This window comes from Mesorhizobium oxytropidicola (assembly GCF_056174625.1).
In genome coordinates this window covers 7,065,404-7,088,091 of sequence record NZ_CM149692.1, presented here as the reverse complement: position 1 = coordinate 7,088,091, position 22,688 = coordinate 7,065,404, and the positions used below count along the sequence as shown (strand labels likewise).

Sequence of the window (22,688 nt, the reverse complement as noted above, 5' to 3'; positions counted from 1 at the left end):
ATATTGCTGATGTCAGTTCGCCATTTCACCGATCTGTCCACTGTTTCCGAGGGCGACCTGCGCTTCATGCTGGACGACGCGGTGGTGCGAAAGGCGCGCCTCAAGGCCGGTGAGCGCACCAGGCCGCTCGAAGGCAAGGTGCTGGCGATGATCTTCGACAAGCCGTCGACGCGCACACGCGTCTCCTTCGACGTCGGCATGCGCCAGCTCGGCGGCGAGACCATCATGCTGACCGGCACCGAAATGCAGCTCGGCCGCTCGGAAACCATTGCCGACACCGCCAAGGTGCTGTCGCGCTATGTCGACGCGATCATGATCCGCACCACCTCGCATGAGCGGTTGCTGGAGCTGACCGAGAATGCCACGGTGCCGGTGATCAACGGGCTGACGGACGATACCCATCCGTGCCAGCTGATGGCCGACATCATGACCTTCGAGGAGCATCGCGGTCCGGTAGCCGGCAAGACCATCGCCTGGACCGGCGATGGCAACAATGTGCTGCATTCGCTGCTCGAAGCCTCGGCGCGGTTCCGCTTCAACCTCAACGTCGCCGTGCCCGAAGGCAGCGAGCCGGCGCAGAAGCACATCGACTGGTCCAAGGCGCATGGCGGCAAGCTGCACTTCACCCGCTCGCCCGAGGAAGCCGTCGACCAGGCCGACTGCATCGTCACCGACTGCTGGGTGTCGATGGGTCAGGAGCACCGCGCCCGCGGCCACAATGTGTTCTCGCCCTATCAGGTCAATGCCAAGCTGATGGCGCATGCCAAGCCGGACGCGCTGTTCATGCATTGCCTGCCGGCGCATCGCGGCGAGGAAGTGACCGACGAGGTCATTGACGGCCCGCATTCGGTGGTGTTCGACGAAGCCGAGAACCGGCTCCATGCCCAGAAGGCGGTGCTTGCCTGGTGTCTTGGGGCTTGAAGTGTCCGGGCGCTTGATCTGCGGGGGCGCGATGCCTATCTGCGCCGCATCACGCAAATCAAGCGCGTTTGGACGCATGCACCCAGGGGGCGGCATGGCCGCGCCCTGGAGCTTTGTCATGTTGGAAACGCATCAAGTGACTGAACATCACCCCAAACTCGGCGAGTTCGGCTATGCCGGCGACGATCATGTTGTGCCGTTCGAGGTCGGCCCGCTCGACGTGCGCGGCCGCACGGTCCAGCTCGGGCCGATGCTCGACGCCATCCTCAGCCGCCACGACTATCCCGAGCCGGTCGCCCGCCTGCTGGCGGAGGCCTGTGTGCTGACGGTGTTGCTTGGCACTTCGCTCAAGTTCGAAGGCAAGTTCATCCTGCAGACCCGCACCGACGGGCCGGTCGACATGCTGGTGGCGGATTTTTCGACGCCGTCGGCGCTGCGCGCCTATGCGCGCTTCGATGCCGATAGGCTCGAGGCTTTGGTTGCTGCGGGCGAGACATCCCAGCAGACGCTGCTCGGTAGCGGCGTGCTGGCGCTGACCATCGACCAGGGCGCCCACACCCAGCGCTATCAGGGCATCGTCCAGCTTGACGGCGAAACGCTGGAGGACGCTGCGCGCACTTATTTCCGCCAGTCGGAACAGATCCCGACGGATATCAGGCTCTCGGTGGCCAAGCTTTTGACGCCCGGCGTTGGCGGCGCGCGTGAGCAGTGGCGCGCGGGCGGCATTCTGGCGCAGTTCCTGCCGCAGTCACCCGAGCGCATGCGCGTGCCCGACATTTCGGGCGGCGACGGCGATCCGCGCGACGTGACGCATGAACCGGCCGACAATTCCTGGCAGGAACTGGTGGCGCTGCTCGGTACCATCGAGCCGACCGAACTGATCGACCCGACTATCGGCGCCGAACGGCTGCTCTACCGCCTGTTCCACGAGCATGGCGTGCGCGTCTTCGGCGGCGCCCCCGTCGCCGACCAGTGCTCATGCTCCAGGGACAAGATCCGCGGCATCCTCGAGGGTTTTTCCGCGCAAGAGATCAAGGACAGCACCGAGGATGGCGGCATCCACGTCGCCTGCGAATTCTGCTCGACGCAGTACGACTTCGACCCGGCGGAATTCGCGGCACAGTAAAGTCCTTCCTTCTCCCCGTTTCACGGGGAGAAGGTGCCCGAAGGGCGGATGAGGGGCGGCGCTAACTTCGGCGAATAGCCGTGCGCAAACCCCGTCCTCGACGATATCTCAGGAAGGCTCGACGCCGCCCCTCATTGCCCTGCCGGGCATTTCTCCCCGTATAGTGACGGGGAGAAGACGCTAATTCACCGTCCGCCTTGTCCCCGGCAGATCCAGCGAGAACGCCGGGATGGCGATATCAAAAGTCTCGCCGCGTTTGTTGCGCATCGTGTAGTGCCCGACCATGATGCCCGACGGGGTCGAGAGTGGGCAGCCGGACGTATATTGGTAGCTGTCGCCGGGATTGAGCTCGGGCTGGTCGCCGACCACGCCCGGGCCGCGCACTTCCTCGACCCGGCCGGCGCCGTCGGTGATGTGCCAATAGCGCGACAGAAGCTGCACGAATTCGTCCGACTGGTTGTCGATCGTTATCTGATAGCCCCAGACATAGCGGTTCTCGGAAGGATCCGAGCGGTCCTCGAGGTAGAACGGCCTGACCTGCACTTCGATGTTGCGCGTGACGGCGCGGTACATAAGCGGCTCCAAAACAATCCGATACCTTTCGGCGCTCCCGGCGAGCAGGTCAACGTGCGCGTCTTGTCGCGCCTGACTTTGAAACGCAGGTGCCGGCAAAGAATGTCATTTAAGTGACACACGACAATGATGGTGTGCACGAACCGGGCGACTCGGCGCTCTGTCGAACTGTTGAAAACGGCCACGATGCGGGCCGTCTTTTCTGGAGTGACCAGATCTCGATGGAACTCACTCTCATAGCCGCATCGCTTTCGACTGCTCTTATCCTTTCAAACGCTGCCAGCATCCTGCTCGCCGCCTCACAGCTGAAACGGCGCACGATCATCGCACGGCCAGCCGGCAAATCGCCGCCGGTGTCGATTGTCGTGCCGTCGCGCGGCGTCGAACCGTTCACGCAGGAGACGCTGGAGCGCGCCTTCTCGCTCGACTGGCCGCGCTACGAGCTGATCTTCTGCGTCGCCCATGCCGACGATCCGGTGGTCAGGTTGATCCGCGCCGCCATTGGCCGCTTTCCAAAAGTGCCGGCCCGGCTGTTGATCGGTGACGACCGCGTCAGCGCCAATCCCAAGCTCAACAATTGCGTCAAGGGCTGGGAAGCCGCACGGCACAACTGGGTCGTCCTGGCCGATTCCAACGTGCTGATGCCGAGAGACTACATCCAGCATCTGATGGCGGCGTGGCGGGCGGATACCGGCCTTGTCTGCTCGACGCCGATCGGTTCGCGGCCGCAGGGCTTCTGGGCCGAGGTCGAATGCGCCTTCCTCAACACGCTGCAGGCGCGCTGGCAGTACGCCGGCGAGGCGCTTGGTCTTGGTTTTGCCCAGGGCAAGAGCATGTTGTGGAACAAGCCGATGCTGGATGCCAATGGCGGCATTCGCGCGCTGGCCGCCGAAATCGCCGAAGACGCGGCCGCGACCAAGCTGGTCAATGGCCTCGGCCTGCGCGTCAATCTCGTCGCCGCGCCCTTCGAGCAGCCGCTCGGCCGGCGCAGGCTTGGCGAGATCTGGTCGCGTCAGGCCCGCTGGGCGCGCCTGCGCCGCGTCACCTTCCCGCTGTTCTTCGCGCCCGAGATCCTGACTGGCGCGGTGGTGCCGCTGACGCTTGCGCTGGTTGCGGCTGCCGGCGCCGGCTTCAGCCTGCCGCTGACGGCCATCGGCGTGCTGGCGGCCTTCTACCTTCCGGAGTGTGCCCTGGCCTGGTCCAAGGGTTGGCACCTGTCGCCACGCTCGGTCGCGGCAATCATGGCGCGCGACCTGATCTTGCCGGCGATGTGGGCACGCGGCTGGCTCGGCGGCGCCGTCGACTGGCGCGGCAATGCGATGACCATCGGCACCAAGGCGGCGGAACTGGAAGAGACGCCGTCGCGCGCCTGATCTCGACGGCTCAGCTTGATTCTAGGAGAAGTTATCGTATATACAAAAATTATTGGATTAGGCGCTATTTTTGTGTATACATAATTTATGAAACGCACCGATGGCGATGCTGTTCGAGTGGGATGAAAACAAGGCAAGGACGAACAAGGCCAAGCATGGCGTGGATTTTGCGATCGCTCCATCCTTCGATTTCGCCAATGGACTATGTCGAAAACCTCTAAGACAATCGTCCACCGCGAGGCTAGCCCGCCAAAGCAGTCACGTGCTGATGCTTTGGCGCTTGCCAGCAAGGCGCTCGCCGCGATGACCGATGAAGAAGATGCTACGATCATCGCTGCCGCCGAGGCCGATCCAGATGCACAACCGACCGATGTCGTTTCGCGCCGCAAGGTTGGCCGGCCACCACTTGCGCGGCCCAAGCGTGCCATACAGTTGCGGCTAGATGCCGATGTTCTCGACCGCTTCAAGGCTGATGGTGACGGCTGGCAGACGCGCATGAACGAAGCGCTGCGCAAGGCGGTGGGTCTGTAACCCTCGGCCTGCCGCTTGCCGCTATCCGGCCTTCAGCGCCTGCGCGATATCTTCCAGCAGATCGTCGGTATCCTCCAGGCCGACCGACAGCCTGAGCGTGCCAGGCCCGATGCCGAGTTCGGCGCGCGCCTCGTCGCTCAAATTCTTGTGCGTCGTCGTTGCCGGGTGGGTGATCAGGCTCTTGGCATCGCCAAGATTGTTCGAGATCAGCACGATGTCGAGCGCGTTCTGCAGCGCGAAGGCCGCCTGCTTGCCGCCCTTGACGTCGAGGCAGATCAGTGTCGAGCCGCCCGACATCTGCTTCTTGACGATCTCGGCCTGCGGATGGTCGGCACGGCCGGGATAGATGACGCGGGCAATCTGCGGCTGTTCTGCGAGGAAATCGGCGATCTTGCCGGCGCTCTCCGTCTGCTGGCGCACGCGCAGCGGCAGCGTCTCCAGGCCCTTTAGCAGCGTCCAGGCGTTGAAGGGCGACAGGCTGGGGCCGGTGTGGCGGAAATAGTCGTGCAAATTCTCGTCGATCCACTTCTTGTCCGACAGGATGACGCCGCCAAGACAACGGCCCTGGCCATCAATGTGCTTGGTCGCTGAATAGACGACGATATGGGCGCCGAGCTGCAGCGGCTTCTGCTGCAAAGGCGTGGCAAAGACATTGTCGACGACAAGCCGCGCGCCGATCGAGTTGGCGAGCGAAGCGACGGCGGCGATATCGACCACTTCCAATGTCGGATTGGTCGGGCTTTCCAGGAAGAACAGCTTGGTGTTTGGCTTGACCGCCTTTTCCCAGTTGGCGATGTCGGTGCCGTCGACCAGCGTCGCCTCGATGCCGTAGCGCGGCGCCAACGTTTCGACCACCCAGCGGCAGGAGCCGAACAAAGCGCGCGCCGCCACGATGTGGTCACCGGCCTTGACGCTGCACAGAAGGGCCGCCGTCACCGCCGCCATGCCCGATGCCGTGGCGCGCGCGTCCTCAGCACCTTCCAGCGCGCACATGCGCTTTTCGAACATGTCGACGGTCGGATTGGCGTAGCGCGAATAGATGAAACCGGGTTCCTCACCCTTGAAACGGGCTTCGGCAGCCTGGGCCGTTTGATAGACATAGCCCTGCGTCAGGTACATCGCCTCGGAGGTCTCGCCGAAGCCGGAACGCAAGGTTCCGCTGTGCACGAGGGCTGTCTGAGGCTTCCAGTTGCGCTTCTTGCTGCTCATCGCTCTTGTTCCAGACACAAAAAAACCGGCCGCGAAAGTCGCAACCGGTCCATACGGCCTCGCGGCCAACGGTCCTTTAGCGACTTGTTTAACGTGGCTGCAAGCCGACCGGCCAAATCACCACGGATAACGACCCTTTAGACCCGTACCACGCTTGCGTCAATTGCCGGCTTCATTAAGAGGTTTGTACCAAGCAGGTTTCGCCAAAAGCCTGCCCTCTAGGAGCGTAGCCTTGCGGCAGACAGGCATTCTTCCCGATCAGGACATTGCGGCGCTGTTTCAGTCCGGTGCGCTGAAGTCGCCGCGCGCGCTCGATACCGACCAGATCCAGCCGGCCAGCCTCGATCTCAGGCTCGGCGACAAGGCCTGGCGGGTGCGCGCCTCCTTCCTGCCGGGTCCCAACCACAAGGTTTCGGAAAAGCTCGACAGGCTGAAGCTGCACGAGATCAATTTGGCCGAAGGCGCGGTGCTGGAGACCGGCTGTGTCTACATCGTGCCGCTGCTCGAAAGCCTGGCATTGCCGGCGGAGATTTCCGCCTCCGCCAATCCGAAGAGCTCGACCGGACGGCTCGACATCTTCACCCGTGTGATGACCGACCGTGGCCATGAGTTCGACAAGATCGCCGCCGGCTATAACGGTCCGCTCTACCTGGAAGTCAGCCCGCGCACCTTCCCGATCGTCGTGCGCACCGGCTCGCGCCTGTCGCAGATCCGCTTCCGCACCGGCAACGCGCTGCTCTCGGAAGCCGAACTCAATGAATTGCATCGCGCGCAAATGCTGGTCGCCACCGAACCGCCGAATATTTCGGGCGGCGGCATTGCGCTGTCGATCGATCTCAATGGCGACAGTGACGGGCTGGTCGGCTATCGCGGCAAGCATCACACCGGCCTCGTCGATGTCGACAAGCGCGCGGCGCAGGAGGTCGTCGATTTCTGGGAACCGATCCACAAGAGCGGCGCCGGCGAACTGGTGCTCGATCCGGATGAATTCTACATCCTCGTCAGCCAGGAAGCGGTGCATGTGCCGCCGCTCTACGCCGCCGAAATGACGCCCTTCGATCCGCTGGTCGGCGAATTCCGCGTCCACTATGCCGGTTTCTTCGATCCGGGCTTCGGCCACTCGGCGTCAGGCGGCACCGGCAGCCGGGCGGTGCTCGAAGTGCGCAGCCACGAAGTGCCGTTCATCCTCGACCATGGCCAGATCGTCGGCCGGCTGGTCTACGAGCACATGCTGAAGCGGCCGCAGGCGCTTTACGGCACCGATCTCGGCTCCAACTACCAGGCGCAGGGCCTGAAACTCTCCAAGCATTTCCGCGCCGCGCGCTGAGCCTCGACTGCCGCCAGGCAAAATACTTGCCTGTGCCGGCACATCATGCTTGGCTGACTTGTCGGTCGCAGCGATGCGGCGCTCAAGGGGAACAAGAAAATGCAGATTTCAAAATGGATCCTGTCGGCGGCAGGCGCTGCCATGTTGGCGATGGCCGCCGGCTCTCTGTCGGCGCAGGCCGCCGAGAAATTGAAAATCGGCACCGAGGGCGCCTATCCGCCGTTCAACACCATCACCTCGGACGGCAAGGTTGTCGGCTTCGATATCGACATCGCCAATGCGCTGTGCGCGCAGATGAAGGTCGAGTGCGAGATCGTCACCCAGGACTGGGACGGCATCATTCCCGCCCTGCAGGCCAAGAAATTCGATGCCATCATCGCCTCGATGAGCATCACCGAAGAGCGCAAGAAGCAGGTCGCCTTCACCAACAAATACTACACCACGCCGCTCGCTCTGGTGGCGCCGAAGGACAGCGAGCTGACCTCGACCGACCCGGCGGCACTTGCCGGCAAGACGGTCGGTGCCCAGGCTTCGACCACGCAGGCCGACTATGCCCAGAACACCTATGGCAAGGCGGGTGCGGAGGCAAAGCTCTACCCGACCCAGGAAGAGGCGATCACCGACCTCACCAACGGCCGGCTTGATGCCGTGATTTCGGACAAGTTCGTGCTGGTGGACTGGCTGAAGAAGGCAAGTGACGGCTGCTGCAAGCTGATCGGCGACGTCAAGGGTACCGAGACGCAAGCCGGCATCGCTGTTCGCCTCGACGACACCGCCCTGCGCGACAAGCTCAACGCGGCCATTGATGCGATCGTCGCTGACGGCACCTACAAGAAAATCCAGGCCAAGTATTTCGACTTCGATATTTATTGAGGTTGAAGCCTGCCTCGCGTCTTACCTTCTCCCCTTGTGGGCCTGTTGCGCAGTTACTGGGAGGAACGGCGGGGGAACAGGATCAGCGGGCTATTGCTGGTTCTTAGGGGTTGAGGTCTGGTTTCGATGTTTGAGGTGGCGGTTCGGCCTTGGCTGGCCGGATTGTGGACGCACCTATCCCGTGATGGCGGCCCATCGGCGCATGTTGAAAGCGATGGCCGCCATTGTCACCTGACCAGCAGCCTTGGCCAACCCGATGTAGCGGATCGTGGTCAGCTTCATGCGGTTCTTGAGCGTGGCGAAGGTGGTCTCCACCGCTGCTCGCCGTCTGGCGATCAGGCGATTGTAGTGCTTGAGCCGCGGCGGCAGCGCATGATGCTTGTTGGGGCGCCGTGCAATGCGCACCTTCTTGCCGGCCGCCATGAGCCGAGCACGGCGGGCATGGGTGTCATAGGCTGCGTCTGCCCATACCGTCTTCTCATCACCGCAGATCAAGTGATCAGCCACGACCGTGTCGTTGACGTTGGCCGGTGTCGTGATCACCGTGCGGATCAGGCCAGAGCCTTCATCCACCCCGACATGAGCCTTGTAGCCGAAGGTAAGGCCGCTCTTGCCCTTGCGTGCTGTGACGCGGGCGTCCGTATCCTGCGACGGCCGCTCGGGTGTCGGCGGCGTCGAGACCGCATCAATCAGCGTGGCATCCAGCATCGTACCGCGCTTCAGGATCACGCCGGCCTTCTCCAACTGCCGGTCCAGTTCGCCAAACAGCTTCTCCATCAGCCCTTCGCTGACAAGCAGATTGCGAAAACGCGACAGCACCGTGTGGTCGGGGATTGTATCGTCCAGCCCCAGCCCAGCAAAGCGCCGGAACGACAGCCGATCGCCCAGCGCTTCCTCTAACTCGCGATCCGACAGTCCGTAGAGCGATTGCAGCAACAGTGCCTTGAACAACACCAGCGGCGGCCAGGCAGCTCGACCCGGTCCACCATCGCGCAGCGCATTAAGCAGCTTCTCGAAGCGGTACCACTTCACCAGACCCGACAGACGGTCGAGTGGCGAAGAACCCCCCGTCAGCTTGTGGCCCAGAAAAGCCTCCGCCAAGCTCAACTGTCCAGTCTGCTTCACCGCCATCGCGATTCCTCCGAGCTCCCTCTCAGAGAATCACAACCAGCGAATTACGCAACAGGCCCACAAGGGGAGAAGGTGGCCGAGCGAAGCTCGGTCGGATGAGGGGTGTTCCAGCTTGGCAAGGACGGCACTCCGTCACCCACCCCTCGACCGTCTCGGCGCTGCGCGCCGATCCACCTTCTCCCACAGGGGGAGAAGGGGAAGCTGGCGCTACAGCGCCTTCACCGCCACCTTCACCGGCTGTTCGATCTCGAGCGGGTTGCGCAGCGGCAGGCCGAAATCCCCGGCTTCGATCTCGAACACATCGCCGGCCTCGGTCTTGACGCCGTCGGCGAAGGACAGCGTCGCCGTGCCGAACATATGCACATGCACGTCGCCCGGCTGGCGGAACGCCGAATATTTGAAGTGATGGTGTTCGAGATTGGCGATGGTGTGCGACATGTTCGCTTCGCCCGACAGGAACGGCTTTTCCCACAGCGTGTTGCCGTCGCGCACGATGCGCGACGTGCCACGGATGTCGGAAGGCAGGTCGCCGATCAGGATCTCCGGCCCGAACGAGGCGTTGCGCAGCTTGGAATGGGCGAGAAAGAGATAGTTCACGCGCTCGGTCACATGGTCGGAAAATTCGTTCGACAGGGTGAAGCCGACGCGGAACGGCGCGCCGTCGTCGCCGATGACGTAGATGCCGGCGATTTCGGGTTCCTCACCGGCGTCCTTGGCGAAGGCCGGTGACAGCAGCGCGGCACCCGGCGCGACGGCCATCGTGCCGTTGCCCTTGTAGAACCATTCCGGCTGTACGCCGACCTGGCCCTTGGCGGGTTTGCCGCCCTCCAGCCCCATGCGGAACATTTTCATGGAATCGGTGAGCTGTTCCTCGCCATCGGTGCTGAGCTTCTTGTGCATGGAATCGCGTGTCGCCGCCGAGCCGAGATGGGTCAGTCCGGTGCCGGTCAGGTGCAGGTGAGCAGGATCGGGGTGATTGATCGGCGACAACAGCCGCCCCTTCTTGTAGGCGGCATCGAGATCGATCGCCTCACCGAGCCCCTTGCGTTCGATCAGGGTGGCGAGGCCGACGCCGGTGCGGGCAGCCTCCATCGCCAGAGAGTAGACGCTGCGGGCGCCGTTGATGATCCGGGTCTTGCCGCCATTGCGGGCAACGACACGGATGGTCTCGGCGTCGTCGAGAATCTGCGAGATCAGCATGATCAGTCCTCTCTCATGTGTGGTTGCCTCTTGGCAAACCTTGACCTGCGCGGCTCGGACCTAGCCGCGCCACGGGTGAAATTCTTCGTCCGGATTGCGCTCGCGGGCCTGATCCCCCGGGGGACTTCTTGATGCCGACAACTCGCCGGCAGCGCCGCGATCGTATGCCTCCTACTTGCCTCGCCTAAGCCTGTCAGGCCTTGTTCTTGTTGTAGACGTCGAAGATCACGGCGCCGAGCAGCACCAGGCCTTTGACCACCTGCTGCCAGTCGACGTTGACGCCCATGATCGACATGCCGTTGTTCATCACGCCCATGATGAAGCCGCCGACCACGGCGCCGATGACCTGGCCGACGCCGCCCATTGCCGAGGCGCCGCCGATGAACACGGCGGCAATGACGTCGAGCTCTGAGCCCAGACCCGCAGCCGGCACGGCCTGGCCGAGACGCGCCGCGATGATCAGGCCGCCCAGCGCCGACAGCACGCCCATATTGATGAACACCCACAGCGTCAGCCGCTCGGTGTTGATGCCCGACAACTGCGCCGCCTTGGGGTTGCCGCCCATCGCATAGATGCGGCGGCCGATGGTCATGCGCTTGGTGACGAAGACGAACAGCGAGATCAGCACGCCCATGACGAGCAGCACCACCGGCAGGCCCCTGTAACTGGCAAACTCATAGACCAGGAACAGTGCCAGGGCGCTGGCGACCAGCGTCTTGACGACGAACAAGGGGAAGGGCTCGGCCTCATAGCCATGGCGCTCGCGCTTGCGCCGGGTGCGAAGCCCGAAATAGGCATAGGCCACCACGGCGATCACGCCGAGCACCACCGTCGTCATGTGCAGCGTCAGGCCGCTGCCCAAGATGGTCTTGCCGGCGGCATTCACCGTCGGCGGGATCAGCGTCAGCGGCCCGATCACGTCCGGGATGAAGCCGGAGCTCAGCGCCTTGAAGTCGTCCGGAAGGGGGCCCACCGAGGATCCGCCGCCCAGCAGCGCCTGACAGATGCCGCGGAAGATCAGCATTCCGGCCAGCGTGACGATGAAGCTCGGTATTCGGTGATAGGCGATCCAGTAGCCTTGTGCCGCGCCGATCAAGCCGCCCACGATCAGGCAGAGGATCGAAACCACCAGCGGATTGCTGAGCGGTCCGAGCTGCCAGATGACCATCATGTTTGCCGCCAGCGCGCCGATGAAACCGGCGACCGATCCGACGCTGAGGTCGATATAGCCGGAAACGATGACCAGCAGCATGCCCAGCGCCATCACGATGATGAACGAGTTCTGCTGCACCAGATTGCTGAGGTTGACCGGCTTGAACAGCGTCCCCGACGTGGTGAACTGGAAGAACAGCATGATGACGATCAGCGCGATAATCAGACCGTATTCGCGCAGGTTCGTCGTCAATGCCGAGACGGCGATGCGTGGACGCTGTTCTTCGGCGACGTTGCCCTGCGGGGCGGGGGCGATTTCGGTGCTCATGCTGCTTTTCCTTCTCCGCGAACGATGGCGCGCATTATTTTTTCCTGGCTTGCGTCCGCCGCCGGCATTTCGCCGACGATGCGCCCTTCGTTCATGACGTAGATGCGGTCGGTGATGCCGAGCAATTCCGGCATTTCCGACGAGATGACCACGATCGCCTTACCCTCCGAGGCAAGACGCGCGATGATCGTGTAGATTTCGTACTTGGCGCCGACATCGATGCCGCGTGTCGGCTCGTCGAGGATCAGGACTTCCGGGTCGGCGAACAGCCATTTCGACAGCACCACCTTCTGCTGGTTGCCGCCGGAAAGATTGCCGGTCATCTGATAGACGCTCGAAGCGCGGATATTGGTCTTCTTGCGATAGTCGTTGGCAACGGCAAGCTCGCGCAAATCGTCGATCACGCTGTGACGCGACACGCCGCCGAGATTGGCGAGCGTTATGTTGTGCTTGATATGGTCGATGAGGTTGAGACCGTAGGTCTTGCGGTCCTCGGTCACGTAGGCGATGCCGTGTTCGACCGCCTTGCTTACCGACGAGACATCGATCGGCTTGCCCTTGAGCAGCACCTCGCCGGTGATGCGGCGGCCATAGGAGCGGCCGAACAGGCTCATGGCGAATTCGGTGCGGCCGGCACCCATCAGCCCGGCTATGCCGACCACCTCGCCCTTGCGCACGTTGATGTCGATCCCCTTGATCACCTGCCGCTCGGCATGGATCGGGTGATAGACCGACCAGTTCTTCACTTCGAACACGACCTCGCCGATCTTTGGCTCGCGCGGCGGGTAGCGGTCGTCGAGCGAGCGGCCGACCATCGAGGTGATGATGCGGTCCTCCGAAATGTCCTTCCTGGCCAGCGTCTCGATGGTGCGGCCGTCACGGATGACGGTAACCTTGTCGGCGACCCGGTTCACTTCGTTGAGCTTGTGCGAGATCAGGATCGAGGTCATGCCTTGCCGCTTGAATTCGAGCAAAAGGTCGAGCAGCGCCTGGCTGTCCCTTTCGCTGAGCGATGCGGTCGGCTCGTCGAGGATCAGGAGCTTGACTTCCTTGCTCAGAGCCTTGGCGATCTCGACCAGCTGCTGCTTGCCGACGCCGATATTGGTGATCAGCGTCTTGGGGTCCTCCTTGAGGCCCACCTTCTTCAACAGCGCGCTGGTGCGCGCCTCGTTGGCGTTCCAGTCGATCACGCCGTATCTGGCGTGTTCGTTGCCGAGGAAAATGTTTTCGGCAATCGACAGCATCGGCACCAGGGCAAGCTCCTGGTGGATGATGACGATGCCCTTGTGTTCGCTGTCATGGATGCCTTTGAACTGGCACTCCTGGCCTTGAAAAATGATCTGGCCGTCATAGGTGCCCGCGGGATAGACGCCGGACAGGACTTTCATCAGCGTCGACTTGCCGGCGCCGTTCTCGCCGACCACGGCGTGGATCTCGCCTTCCTCGACACTGAGATTGACGTTGGACAGCGCCTTCACGCCGGGGAACGTCTTGGTGATGTCGCGCATCTCCAAAATCGTCGAGGTCATCAGGTCAAGCTCCCAGACTTTCTTGTTTTTACGCAATTCCCAAGGGAAAGCGTTACGCTTTTTCCCGGGAAAACCGCTACGCACTTTTCCTGGAATTGCTCTAGGCCGGCAGAAACAATACCGGGGTCGCTTGTGAACGAAAGGGGCCCTGCGTTGCGCAGGACCCCTGATTTTACAACCGAGATTACTTCAGGTCTTCGGCCTTGATGTAGCCGGAGTCGACGACCAGCTTCTGGTAGTTCGACTTGTCGACTTCATGCGGCGTCAACAGGATCGAGGGAACGACCTTGACGTCGTTGTTGTAGGTCTTTTCATCGAGGCCGTCGGGCTTGCCGCCCGAGAGCACCTTGTCGACCAGCTGGACAGTGGCCTTGGCGAGGTCGCGAGTGTCCTTGAACACGGTCGAGTACTGTTCGCCAGTGATGATCAGCTTGACCGAGGCGGTCTCGGCGTCCTGACCGGTGACGATCGGCCAAGGCTGTGCGTCCGTGCCGTAACCGACGGCGCGCAGCGAGGCGGTGATGCCGCGCGACAGGCCGTCATAGGGCGACAGAACGCCATCGACACGGCTGCCGTCCGAGTAGTTGGCCGAGAGCAGATTGTCCATGCGCGCCTGGGCGGTGGCCGCCAGCCAGCGCAGCGTGCCGACCTTGTCCATGCCGGTCTGGCCCGACTTGATCTTGATCGAGCCGTCGTCGATCAGCGGCTGCAGGACCGAAATCGCGCCATTGTAGAAGAAGAAGGCGTTGTTGTCGTCGGGCGAGCCGCCGAACAGTTCGACGTTCCACGGCTTGGTGTTCGGGAAGCGCTCCTTGAGGCCCTTGACCAGCGAATTCGCCTGGATCACGCCGACGCCGAAATTGTCGAACGTGGTGTAGTAGTCGACATTCTTGGTCTTCTTGATCAGGCGGTCATAGGCGACGACGACGACGCCCGCGTCAGCGGCCTTCTGCAGCGCGTCCGACAAAGTGGTGCCGTCGATCGAGGCGATGATCAGCGCCTTCGGGCCCTTGGTGATTTCGTTTTCCAGCTGGCTGAGCTGGTTGGGGATGTCGTCCTGCGCATACTGCAGGTCGACGGTGTAGCCGAGAGCCTCGAGCTGGGACTTGACGGCGTCGCCGTCATTGATCCAGCGCTGCGAAGTCTTGGTCGGCATCAGCACGCCGACAAGACCCTTGTCGGCTGCGTGCGCCGAGTAGGTCATGGCAGCGATGCCAAGCGCCGCGACTGCGGCCAGTGTCTTGATGATTTTCACGTAACTCTCCCTGGTTGATGGACGCAGCACCCCGGGGGTCGCGGGCCGCGCAATCGTGCAGAAGCGCCAAGGCACTACTGCCGTCATATCGATCTCCGGTATCCTCCCATGGCCCCGAGCCGCTGATTTCAATCGATACGATTTTTATCGTCGGCGACCGTTGCGTCTCGGAACGCGCTGACGTTGTGACCCTTTTGCCATAACTGTCAAATGCGATCTTTGATGGTTGCTATACCGACAGTGGTATATGTTATGAGGCCTGACAGATCGCTGGCAAATGCCAGAGGGTCGCGAGTGGAGGCTGGGAAGACAATGGCGGCGTTACGGAATCCGTCTTCAGTTTCAAATGGTTACAACGAAACTCCGGGCGATGGCGAAACCCTTCTGCGCAGTGGTCTCAGCCTGCGTCACATGCGCATGATCGTCGCGCTCGACGACCACGGCCGGGTGAGCGCGGCGGCGCAGGTCATGAACATTTCACAGCCGGCGGCATCGCGCATGATCGCCGAGATGGAAGCCGTGCTCGAGGTCAAGCTGTGCGAGAGGCTGCCGCGTGGCATCACGCTGACGCCCTACGGCAAGGCGCTGGCCAGGCGTGCGCGTTCGATCCTGCTGGAAATGCGCGAGGTCGATCGCGAAATTTCAGAGCTCAAGGCGGGCAAGGGTGGCTCCGTGTTTCTCGGTGCCGTGACGGCGCCTGCGATCGAGCTGGCGGTGCCGGCGATCCGCGAAATCCGCCGCATCTATCCGCGCATCGAGATCACCATGCAGGTCGAGACCTCCAATGTCTTGGCGCGCGAACTGATCGCCACGCGCCATGATTTCATCATCGCGCGCATCCCTGACGACCTCAATCCGCGGCTGTTCGAATCGCGTGTCATCGGCGTCGAGAAAGCCTGCCTGATCGTACGCCGTGGCCACCCGCTCACCAGGGGCAGCGTGGTGCGGCTGGAAGACACCGCCGCCTATGACTGGGTCTTCCAGTCGGGTGGCTCGCCCCTGCGCCAGGCGATGGAGAGCAATTTCCTCAACCGCAACATCGCGCTGCCGGACCGGATCCTCAACACCAGTTCGCTGCTCTTGACGCTGGTCATGGTCGCGCAGTCCGACGCCATCGCGCCGGTTTCGGTGCAGGTGGCGAAATTCATCCAGAACCCCGACGGGCTCGCCGGCGCCATCGACATCGTTCAGACCGAGTTCGACATCGAGGTCAGGCCCTACAGCCTGATCACGGTCAGGAATCGCGTACTGTCGCCGGCCGCCAAGATGCTGCACGATTTCATCCTGCGCGAAGTCGGCTGATGGAACAACAAGTGCACTCGCGCGTTCACGCCCAATCGGCATTCTCGCTGGAGCCCGTTTTGGGCGAGGGAACGAGGTGTCGATGTCAACAACTCGGGAGGTTTTGATGGAACGTCGGTTGCTTCTCACTGGAATGCTGGGCGTTTTGGGGGCCGTGGCGTTTGCGGGCGTAGTCGGACCCGGCCGCGCAGTTGCCGGTATTCCTCAGGGCAACGGAATTCTCGATGAACTGGACAAGCCGGATCCGGCTGTCTTCGAAGGGGATGACGGGTCGAGGTGGAGCAGGTCTCCCATCGTCACTGGCATCGCTGGCATCGCCGCCATCACGGAGGAAGACGGCGCTACGGCTGGAGACGAGTTTGCCGTCGGTACTGGCGCCACGGGCGCCGCCATGTCCGTTGCTGGCGCGAGCGGGTTTGGCACGGCGTCTGGCTGTGACGAACCGTTGACGAAAGGCCGGCCACCGCAGCGTGGCCGGTGTCGTCACTGCGTAGACATTCAGGGTCCAAAGCTTGCGTCTTGCAATCGGTGCCGGGGCTGGCACCGATCATCCAACCGTGACGGAATGGGCCACCCACTTAGTCTTGGATCGCATCTCCCTAAGAAGGTGGCGCCGCGAAACATCAACAACCTCGCCCGGTTCCTCCTCAAGAAGCAGATGCGCGTTGGCCAGGCTTAGACATGCCTGACCTATCCCGTGCCGATCCTGCTATCCGGACAAGTTGCCAGCAGCGATCAAATCAGCAGCAAAATCTCCGGCCACATGCTGGAGCGGGTAGCGCGTTCAAATGGAGCGGGTGAAGGGCGTCCTCAAAAGCGAGGCGCCGGCGCATCGTGGCCTCGCTCATGCCGAGCTGTCTCGCGACCATCGGCCCGGTTCAATCATCGGCTACCATCTCGATGCAGGGGGCATGCACCGCACGTCACATGGGTGCGGCGCCGATTTGTTGCAGTAACCCCAACAAGTCCGGCTGCCCACGTTCGCCGACGATCTGTCCATTCGACCAGTGATAGAAATTCATCGCCTGGACGGCGATTTTCTTTCCCGTGGGTGGAACGCCGAAGAAGCTCCCTTGATGTGTGCCTCTCATGGTGAAGCGCGCGGCGACGTTGCCCCCCTCGGTGATCGTCTCCTCGAGAGTCCACTTGATGTCAGGAAAGCCGCCGCGCATCATTCCGATGATCTCGAGATAGCCGGCCGGTCCAGTCACCGGCTCGGGACGGCCGGGAACGTGGAACATTGCTTTCGGAGAGATGAGTTCCTCGGCGAGCTTTTCGCTCGCAGTGTTGATAAACTCGACGAACCGCTCCATGAGGCGCTTGCTGTCTTTCATGTCTGTTCTCCTGGGTAAGCGAGTGGCGTGAAGTTAGGAATGTTGAACACTTGAGCGGCGTTTGTCGTGCCGACCTTCACAAGATGGTTGTGGTAAAGGTCGGCCGGTCGTCGGTTTGAATTTCACGGAACGATGGCGTTTCCCGGCTCACCAAATTTGCATTTTGCACAACCTGCTCCATTCCGTTTGCCTGCTAGGTAAACCTTGACGCGACCAGGCTGGCCGAAGGGTTGATCCTTCCCGGACGCAATATCGGGCAAGTCGCTTATTGACGGAATGGGTGCCTTTGACCGAATAATACGGACGAAATGTCCGCAATTAGCAGTCTCGAATCAATGAGCGGCCTGGTGGCGTTTGTCGCTTCGGTCGAGACCGGCGGCTTCGCAGCGGCGGGGCGGCGTCTTGGTGTATCTGCTTCAGCGGTCGGTAAGGCCGTTGCTCGCCTGGAGGCCCGGCTTGGTGTCAGGCTTCTCCACCGTACGACTCGCTCCATCGCGTTGACCGGTGAAGGCAATCTTCTGTTTGAACGCGCGATGCGCATCATCGAAGATGTTCAGGAAGCCGAGAATGCGATCGCCGAGACACGCACCTTCCCGCGTGGGTTATTGAAGGTGAGTATACCGGCGGCCATGGGACGCCGCATTATCGTTCCAGCGCTCGATCAATTCATCGCGGCCTATCCCAAGGTCGTTCTCGACGTCAGTCTGGACGATCGGATGGTGGATATCGTGGAAGGGGGTTTTGACCTAGTCCTGCGCACAGGTGACCTTGAAGACTTCTCGGTTGATTGCGCGCAAGCTCGCGCCACATCGGTTCGTCACCTGCGGATCTCCCGCCTATCTGGAACGACGGGGGGCACCCGAGACGCCCGATGACGTACCCGCCCATACTTGTCTGCGTCTCCGGTTCCCTACGACAGGCCGGCTGGAATATTGGGCCTTCAAAGGATGGAAGCCACCCGGACGTCCAGCAAATGGGCCTGTGTTCAACGACATCGAAGCCGTGGCGCTGGCCGCTATAGCCGGCCTCGGCCTTGCCCAACTGCCCCACTATCTCGCGGCGCGTGCCATCGCGGATGGGCGTCTTCGCACGGTGCTCGCCGACTATGCAGTCAGTCGGGGCGACATTTGGCTCATACGACCTCCCGCGAGTTCAGAAAGTCCACGCGTCCGCGTGTTCGCGACGTTTTTGACCAAGTTGATTGAATCGGTCTGAAGTCGTCTCATCGAGATGCCAGTTCGACGGATACATTTCATCCGCAAGATTCCGGCAAAACCCTGATTACGAGAAATTCCGGGAGTTTGGAGCGGGTAGCGGGAATCGAACCCGCGCGTTCAGCTTGGGAAGCTGACAGGCTACCATTACATCATACCCGCGCGTGCCCTCGTTACCATGAGGTTCGGCCTTCGGGCAATCGCAAAGCGATCCCGCGAACAAACGCTTTCGCGCTTCCCTCGGCGCTGGCCGCGATTCCTATTTTGCCTTGGCGACTTTGTTGCTGGCGGCGAAGCTTGGCCAGTATTTCGAGATGGCGAGCGTCGCGCCGGCGGACGAGAAATGACCGTAGTCGAAGTAGAGGAACTGCTTGGTTCCCGCGTCGGCATAGGAACACCCGGCCGCGTCGCAAAGATAGGCCAGCGGGTCGATGAAAGTTGCCCCTTTGACGAATGGCAGCACCTGCTTGTTGATGTCCGGATCCATGGCCATCGGCCAGGATGTGTTCGCGACGTGCTCGCGTCTTGCGAAGAAAGCGATTTTCTGGACGTCGGCGATGAACTCCGGAGACTGGCCAATGACATAGACCTTGACGCCCATGTCGCGCAGCCGGTCGACCGTCTTCTGCAGGCCGTCGAAGCCCCTTGCCTGGTAGTCGGTCCATCGGCCGCTCAGGATCACCGCCTGGATGTTGGCATCGCGGATGATCGACAGCGCCCGCTCGTTGAAGCGCGTGCAGGCCGGCCGGGCATAGGAGAAGTAGCTCAGGTTGGGCGGGCAGCCGGCATAGGTGTACTGGATGACGTTGGCCTGGATTTTCTCGGCATTGGCTTCCAGCCCTGACACGTAGTGCGCGGCGAAGGAATCGCCCCACAGCAGCACATTGGTGGCAAAGCCATGCGTTCGGGTGCAGTCGGCGAGGTTCCAGTTCTCGATCCGGCTCGCGCCCTCGTTGAAACAGACGCCGTTGCGCCAGTCACCCACCAGCACCCGTTCCGTCGAGAAGTCCGGGAACCGTTGCGGAAAGCCCTTGCCCAACGCACCGGCCAGGCCGCCGACGCACAGCAAGGCGATCGCCGTCGCCGAGAAGGCGAAAATGGGCAGAGGGGCTGTGAAGGCCCGCTTCTGGCGGAAGGGCTGCTCGACATATTTCCACGAGAACGTCGCCAGCGCGACGCTGGCCACGATCATCGCCATGATCGTCGGCACGCCGATGGCTTTGAGCGAGAGATAGTGGACGAACGAATTGATCGGCCAGTGAACGAGGTAGAGCGAATAGGAGATAAGGCCTATCCAGACCAGCGGGGTGAGCTGCAGCACGCGCGTGGCGACCGGCACCGGTCGGTCGGCATGGGGCTGGCCCGCATAGATGAGCAGCGCCGTTCCGATGCAGGGAAACAGGGCATTGTAGCCCGGAAACGGGTCGCTCTCCGAAATCGTCAGAAAGCCAAAGGCGATCAGGCCAAAACCGGCCAGCCCGATCAGTTCCGTCAGCGGACGGCTGGCAAGCGCCGGCGGCTTTCTCAGCATCAGCATGGCGCCCAGCGCCAGTTCCCAGATGCGCGTCGGCAGCAGGTAGAAGCCGGCGGTCGGCGCCAGCGTGGTTGCCATGACCGCCAGGGCAAAACTGCCTATGGCAATCGGCAGCAATATCGTCAGCCAGCGCTTTGAGGCGTATCGGTAGATCAGATACACCAGGATCGGTGCGAAGATGTAATACTGCTCCTCGACCGAAAGCGACCATGTGTGCAGCAGCGGCCGCAATTCCGCGTCGATGGAAAAATAGTTGGTCGTTTTCCAGAAATAGATGTTCGACCAGAAGGTCGAGGCGGCGATCACGCTCTGACTGTATTCGTGGAGGTCGGACGGCAGCAGGATGAACCAGGCGGCGATGCTCGCAAGCAGGATGACAAAGGTCAGCGCCGGCAGGATGCGCCGCGCGCGGCGCCAGTAGAAGCGGCCGATGGAGAACTGGCCGCGCTCGAGATCGTCGAGCAGGCTGCCGCTGATCAGATAGCCCGATATGACGAAGAAGATGTCGACGCCGGTGAAGCCGCCGGGAATGGCGGACACGCCGAAGTGGAAGAGCACCACGGGCAGCACCGCAACAGCGCGCAGGCCATCGATGTCGCGCCTGTAGTTCATTCGGCCGGTCCGTGTGGTGCGGTCGGCGGTATTGGTGCGGCGCAACTTGCTGTGCTGCTCATGCGGCGACGTCCTGATACTGTGAAAAATGCCTGTTCGTTGGTCGCACAGGCCCATCCTTTGTTGCGCAACTTTGCTGCACTGCAACATGAGTGTCAAGGCAGGAAACCGGAGGTTCGATCGGCGAACCCGATTGGCACAGGCGCCGAAAAATCAGGCGCCGGGCACGTAGATCACGGCATCGTCGTCCGCATAGGCCCGTTTCCAGCCCAACTCCGCGAAAAAGGGGATGCGGGTGTCGTCGGCCGTAAGCAATGCCCAGCCGATGGCGTATTTCTTCAACTGGGCCTCGAGCAGCGGCTTTCCGTCGCTGTGCCCCGTCGCGTCGTCGGCTTTCGTGAACCCGCCCAGGAACAACTGGTCCGTCCTGCCGTCGATATAGGTCTTGATGCCGTGGAAAATCAGCGTGCCGCCGAAATTATAGGAGTTCAGCACGTTGCCTGTGAGCTGGTGATCCCTGGCAAATGCGAGGGCGCCGTTGGCGGATGTCTTCGGGCTCGGCGCCACCTGATAGGCACTGCCGAGGATCAAGACCGAGCCGACCAGCAAGACAGCCATCGCGCCGCATATCGCGTAGAACCGGCTGGCGAAGAGTTTTTCGAGCCCGTCACGTTTGTCCGTCAGCCAGGTCGTGGTCGAGAGCGAAGGGTATTGCTGTGCGACCTCGACCGCGATCACCAAGGGAATCAGCAGGAAGGGCAGATACACAAATCGCAGATGGGCGAGATAGACATGCAAGGCGAAAACGATGAACAACGCTTTGGCCCAGCCGATCCGCGGCCTCGATACCAACAGCCCGAACAGCGCCAACAGCATCGCCGCTTCCTGGAAGAGCTGTTCCTGGGCATTGAACGGCCGCCACTCCAGGATAAGCGGCACCGCTTCGTTGCCATAGGCCACGGTGAACGTGGCCAGGATGGCTTTCACGCCGTAGGGATGCAGCAGGCTGACCAGTGGGCAGAGCAGGCCGAAGGCGACCCATTTTGCCAGGAGGGCGGGTTTCGACAGGCCCGAGCGCGCCAGGAGAGCGAGGCCGGCAAAGGTGGCGATGACGAAGCTCAGGGTGAACGTGGCATGCAGGTTGGCCCATAAGGCGACAAGTAGCAGCAGCCACAAAGGCGGGGCCTTCTCTTCCTGCGCGGCACGAAACAGCATCGCCGTCCAGACAACGATGATCGGCAAGGTGAAGACGTGGGGGCGCGCCGTATAGATCGGAGCGATCAGGAAGGCCGCTGCAAAGGCCAGCGCTATCGCCAGTATCGGCTTCAGCCATGCGCTGAGGAACCATGCCATCAGGAAGACGGTCAGGCCGACCGTGGCTATGATCAGCGTGACGACACCATTCCAGCCGCCCACGCTGTAGGCAAGGGCCAGAAAGACCTGCCCCAGCCATTCCTTGGCGATCCAGGGTTGGCCCGCGGACGTATAGGAATAGGGGTCGACGGTCGGAAACGTCCGGTTTTCCAGGAAGTCCAGCCCGACCTTCACCTGCCACCAATTGTCGGGATCCTGCAGGATCGCGCCGGCAAAGGCGGCGAGCACAGAGGCCACGACGCAGGCGCAGAGAAGGCAGAAGACCAGCCTGATGCGTTGTGCGTCCCCGAGCGAAGGCGTTGCTGTCGCGATGGCTGCGGCCTGGTTCATGTCGCAACTCCGGGCAATTTCGCGTTCGTCGCGGCCGGGGCATCCGCGCGGCCGACGAAAACGAAACGGGCCGAGCCGAGATAGAAGATGACCGAGTAAAGGCAGTTTCCCGCTAAATGGACAAACGGGTTCTCGATGAGGCCGGCGGACATGGCGGCGATCACGACGCTGAGATTGGCGCCATAGGCGACGACAAAGGTTATGGCGTATCGTGCTACGGCACCGGGGCGAAAGCCGCCGGCACGTCCGAATGTCCATTGGCGATTGAGGAAGAAGCCAAGGGTGAGGCCCGCGGCATAGCCTGCCGCATTGGAAACGATATCGCCGAGGCCCAGCGCAAGCCCGGCGAGGATCAGCGAGTATCCAAGCGCCGTGTTGAGAAGCCCGACGGCGCCGAAGCGCAGCATCCGCCAGACATCAAACGGAAGTGCCGACCACATCCTGCCCATGCCGTTCTCGT

General features: G+C 62.1%; 20 protein-coding genes, 1 tRNA gene and 1 riboswitch. Of the genes, 9 read left to right on the top strand and 12 right to left on the bottom strand.

The genetic code is table 11. The annotated features are described in order from the left end of the window. The first annotated feature begins 9 nt into the window (after window positions 1-9). Together argF and AC0V8S_RS35080 are read left to right on the top strand one after the other, a co-directional pair. Window positions 10-921 (top strand): ornithine carbamoyltransferase, encoded by a 912-nt coding sequence (gene argF / locus AC0V8S_RS35085; protein ID WP_172234523.1) that lies wholly within the window; start codon window positions 10-12, stop codon window positions 919-921. A gap of 94 nt (window positions 922-1,015) precedes the next feature. Further along, window positions 1,016-2,047: an Hsp33 family molecular chaperone gene (locus AC0V8S_RS35080; protein ID WP_183456178.1), complete on the top strand. Its 1,032-nt coding sequence runs from the start codon at window positions 1,016-1,018 to the stop codon at window positions 2,045-2,047. A gap of 180 nt (window positions 2,048-2,227) precedes the next feature. Here the strand turns inward: AC0V8S_RS35080 and apaG are convergent, their stop codons facing one another. Beyond that, complete coding sequence (apaG, locus tag AC0V8S_RS35075) at window positions 2,228-2,620, bottom strand: Co2+/Mg2+ efflux protein ApaG (RefSeq protein ID WP_010913396.1); 393 nt, start codon at window positions 2,618-2,620, stop codon at window positions 2,228-2,230. Between the two features lie 221 nt (window positions 2,621-2,841). Between apaG and AC0V8S_RS35070 the strand changes: the two genes are divergently transcribed. After that, entirely contained in the window at window positions 2,842-3,993 is a 1,152-nt protein-coding gene (locus tag AC0V8S_RS35070; RefSeq protein ID WP_183456180.1) for a ceramide glucosyltransferase, read from the top strand. A gap of 303 nt (window positions 3,994-4,296) precedes the next feature. After that, entirely contained in the window at window positions 4,297-4,524 is a 228-nt protein-coding gene (locus tag AC0V8S_RS35065) for a BrnA antitoxin family protein (RefSeq protein WP_183456182.1), read from the top strand. A gap of 21 nt (window positions 4,525-4,545) precedes the next feature. Here AC0V8S_RS35065 and AC0V8S_RS35060 read toward each other — a convergent pair whose 3' ends face one another. Then, window positions 4,546-5,733 carry an O-succinylhomoserine sulfhydrylase gene (locus AC0V8S_RS35060; RefSeq protein WP_475436201.1) on the bottom strand — a complete coding sequence of 396 codons (1,188 nt, stop codon included), beginning with the start codon at window positions 5,731-5,733 and terminating at the stop codon, window positions 4,546-4,548. A gap of 56 nt (window positions 5,734-5,789) precedes the next feature. Further along, window positions 5,790-5,867, bottom strand: a riboswitch (SAM riboswitch). Window positions 5,868-5,965: 98 nt separating this feature from the next. Between AC0V8S_RS35060 and AC0V8S_RS35055 the strand changes: the two genes are divergently transcribed. Beyond that, entirely contained in the window at window positions 5,966-7,060 is a 1,095-nt protein-coding gene (locus AC0V8S_RS35055) for a 2'-deoxycytidine 5'-triphosphate deaminase (protein WP_475436199.1), read from the top strand. 99 nt (window positions 7,061-7,159) lie between these two features. Continuing rightward, window positions 7,160-7,933, top strand: a complete 774-nt coding sequence (locus AC0V8S_RS35050; RefSeq protein WP_183456188.1) for an ABC transporter substrate-binding protein — start codon at window positions 7,160-7,162, stop codon at window positions 7,931-7,933. Between the two features lie 174 nt (window positions 7,934-8,107). Here AC0V8S_RS35050 and AC0V8S_RS35045 read toward each other — a convergent pair whose 3' ends face one another. The 5 genes from AC0V8S_RS35045 to chvE form a co-directional block, all read right to left on the bottom strand. Further along, window positions 8,108-9,064 (bottom strand): IS5 family transposase, encoded by a 957-nt coding sequence (locus AC0V8S_RS35045; protein WP_475436198.1) that lies wholly within the window; start codon window positions 9,062-9,064, stop codon window positions 8,108-8,110. 207 nt (window positions 9,065-9,271) lie between these two features. Beyond that, on the bottom strand, window positions 9,272-10,264 hold the full coding sequence (araD1, locus tag AC0V8S_RS35040) for an AraD1 family protein (RefSeq protein WP_183456190.1): 993 nt from the start codon (window positions 10,262-10,264) through the stop codon (window positions 9,272-9,274). A gap of 193 nt (window positions 10,265-10,457) precedes the next feature. Then, window positions 10,458-11,744: a multiple monosaccharide ABC transporter permease gene (gene mmsB / locus AC0V8S_RS35035; RefSeq protein ID WP_096453435.1), complete on the bottom strand. Its 1,287-nt coding sequence runs from the start codon at window positions 11,742-11,744 to the stop codon at window positions 10,458-10,460. Next, entirely contained in the window at window positions 11,741-13,273 is a 1,533-nt protein-coding gene (mmsA, locus tag AC0V8S_RS35030) for a multiple monosaccharide ABC transporter ATP-binding protein (protein WP_475436195.1), read from the bottom strand. The genes mmsB and mmsA overlap by 4 nt, the downstream gene beginning before the upstream one ends. A gap of 184 nt (window positions 13,274-13,457) precedes the next feature. Further along, a complete protein-coding gene (gene chvE / locus AC0V8S_RS35025) occupies window positions 13,458-14,528 on the bottom strand; it encodes a multiple monosaccharide ABC transporter substrate-binding protein (RefSeq protein ID WP_027060955.1) in 1,071 nt (356 codons plus the stop codon). A gap of 312 nt (window positions 14,529-14,840) precedes the next feature. Between chvE and AC0V8S_RS35020 the strand changes: the two genes are divergently transcribed. Further along, window positions 14,841-15,830, top strand: coding sequence for a LysR family transcriptional regulator (locus AC0V8S_RS35020; RefSeq protein WP_475436194.1), 990 nt, complete (start codon window positions 14,841-14,843; stop codon window positions 15,828-15,830). A gap of 923 nt (window positions 15,831-16,753) precedes the next feature. On the opposite strand, the gene AC0V8S_RS35015 is transcribed toward AC0V8S_RS35020, so the two are convergent. Then, window positions 16,754-17,164 carry an ester cyclase gene (locus AC0V8S_RS35015; protein WP_183456197.1) on the bottom strand — a complete coding sequence of 137 codons (411 nt, stop codon included), beginning with the start codon at window positions 17,162-17,164 and terminating at the stop codon, window positions 16,754-16,756. Window positions 17,165-17,499: 335 nt separating this feature from the next. On the opposite strand from AC0V8S_RS35015, the gene AC0V8S_RS35010 reads away from it, so the two are divergent. Continuing rightward, window positions 17,500-18,039, top strand: a complete 540-nt coding sequence (locus AC0V8S_RS35010) for a LysR family transcriptional regulator (RefSeq protein WP_475436192.1) — start codon at window positions 17,500-17,502, stop codon at window positions 18,037-18,039. Continuing rightward, on the top strand, window positions 17,927-18,379 hold the full coding sequence (locus AC0V8S_RS35005; RefSeq protein WP_475436191.1) for a LysR substrate-binding domain-containing protein: 453 nt from the start codon (window positions 17,927-17,929) through the stop codon (window positions 18,377-18,379). The genes AC0V8S_RS35010 and AC0V8S_RS35005 overlap by 113 nt, the downstream gene beginning before the upstream one ends. A gap of 87 nt (window positions 18,380-18,466) precedes the next feature. On the opposite strand, the gene AC0V8S_RS35000 is transcribed toward AC0V8S_RS35005, so the two are convergent. From AC0V8S_RS35000 to AC0V8S_RS34985, 4 genes are all read right to left on the bottom strand, one after another. Next, window positions 18,467-18,540: transfer RNA gene (locus tag AC0V8S_RS35000), tRNA-Gly, on the bottom strand. A gap of 97 nt (window positions 18,541-18,637) precedes the next feature. Further along, a complete protein-coding gene (locus AC0V8S_RS34995; RefSeq protein WP_475436190.1) occupies window positions 18,638-20,524 on the bottom strand; it encodes an acyltransferase family protein in 1,887 nt (628 codons plus the stop codon). A 213-nt stretch (window positions 20,525-20,737) separates the two neighbouring features. Beyond that, the gene (locus AC0V8S_RS34990; RefSeq protein WP_475436188.1) at window positions 20,738-22,228 is read right to left on the bottom strand and encodes a hypothetical protein; all 1,491 of its coding nucleotides are present in this window, start codon (window positions 22,226-22,228) and stop codon (window positions 20,738-20,740) included. After that, complete coding sequence (locus AC0V8S_RS34985; protein WP_475436186.1) at window positions 22,225-22,677, bottom strand: GtrA family protein; 453 nt, start codon at window positions 22,675-22,677, stop codon at window positions 22,225-22,227. The genes AC0V8S_RS34990 and AC0V8S_RS34985 overlap by 4 nt, the downstream gene beginning before the upstream one ends. Window positions 22,678-22,688: the final 11 nt, after the last annotated feature.

Coding starts and splice junctions, on each gene's coding strand:
- argF (WP_172234523.1), top strand. CDS start 10: ATGTCAGTTCGCCATTTCACCGATCTGTCCACTGTTTCCGAGGGCGAC.
- AC0V8S_RS35080 (WP_183456178.1), top strand. CDS start 1,016: ATGGCCGCGCCCTGGAGCTTTGTCATGTTGGAAACGCATCAAGTGACT.
- apaG (WP_010913396.1), bottom strand. CDS start 2,620: ATGTACCGCGCCGTCACGCGCAACATCGAAGTGCAGGTCAGGCCGTTC.
- AC0V8S_RS35070 (WP_183456180.1), top strand. CDS start 2,842: ATGGAACTCACTCTCATAGCCGCATCGCTTTCGACTGCTCTTATCCTT.
- AC0V8S_RS35065 (WP_183456182.1), top strand. CDS start 4,297: ATGACCGATGAAGAAGATGCTACGATCATCGCTGCCGCCGAGGCCGAT.
- AC0V8S_RS35060 (WP_475436201.1), bottom strand. CDS start 5,733: ATGAGCAGCAAGAAGCGCAACTGGAAGCCTCAGACAGCCCTCGTGCAC.
- AC0V8S_RS35050 (WP_183456188.1), top strand. CDS start 7,160: ATGCAGATTTCAAAATGGATCCTGTCGGCGGCAGGCGCTGCCATGTTG.
- AC0V8S_RS35045 (WP_475436198.1), bottom strand. CDS start 9,064: ATGGCGGTGAAGCAGACTGGACAGTTGAGCTTGGCGGAGGCTTTTCTG.
- araD1 (WP_183456190.1), bottom strand. CDS start 10,264: ATGCTGATCTCGCAGATTCTCGACGACGCCGAGACCATCCGTGTCGTT.
- mmsB (WP_096453435.1), bottom strand. CDS start 11,744: ATGAGCACCGAAATCGCCCCCGCCCCGCAGGGCAACGTCGCCGAAGAA.
- mmsA (WP_475436195.1), bottom strand. CDS start 13,273: ATGACCTCGACGATTTTGGAGATGCGCGACATCACCAAGACGTTCCCC.
- AC0V8S_RS35020 (WP_475436194.1), top strand. CDS start 14,841: ATGGCGGCGTTACGGAATCCGTCTTCAGTTTCAAATGGTTACAACGAA.
- AC0V8S_RS35015 (WP_183456197.1), bottom strand. CDS start 17,164: ATGAAAGACAGCAAGCGCCTCATGGAGCGGTTCGTCGAGTTTATCAAC.
- AC0V8S_RS35010 (WP_475436192.1), top strand. CDS start 17,500: ATGAGCGGCCTGGTGGCGTTTGTCGCTTCGGTCGAGACCGGCGGCTTC.
- AC0V8S_RS34995 (WP_475436190.1), bottom strand. CDS start 20,524: ATGAACTACAGGCGCGACATCGATGGCCTGCGCGCTGTTGCGGTGCTG.
- AC0V8S_RS34990 (WP_475436188.1), bottom strand. CDS start 22,228: ATGAACCAGGCCGCAGCCATCGCGACAGCAACGCCTTCGCTCGGGGAC.
- AC0V8S_RS34985 (WP_475436186.1), bottom strand. CDS start 22,677: ATGGGCAGGATGTGGTCGGCACTTCCGTTTGATGTCTGGCGGATGCTG.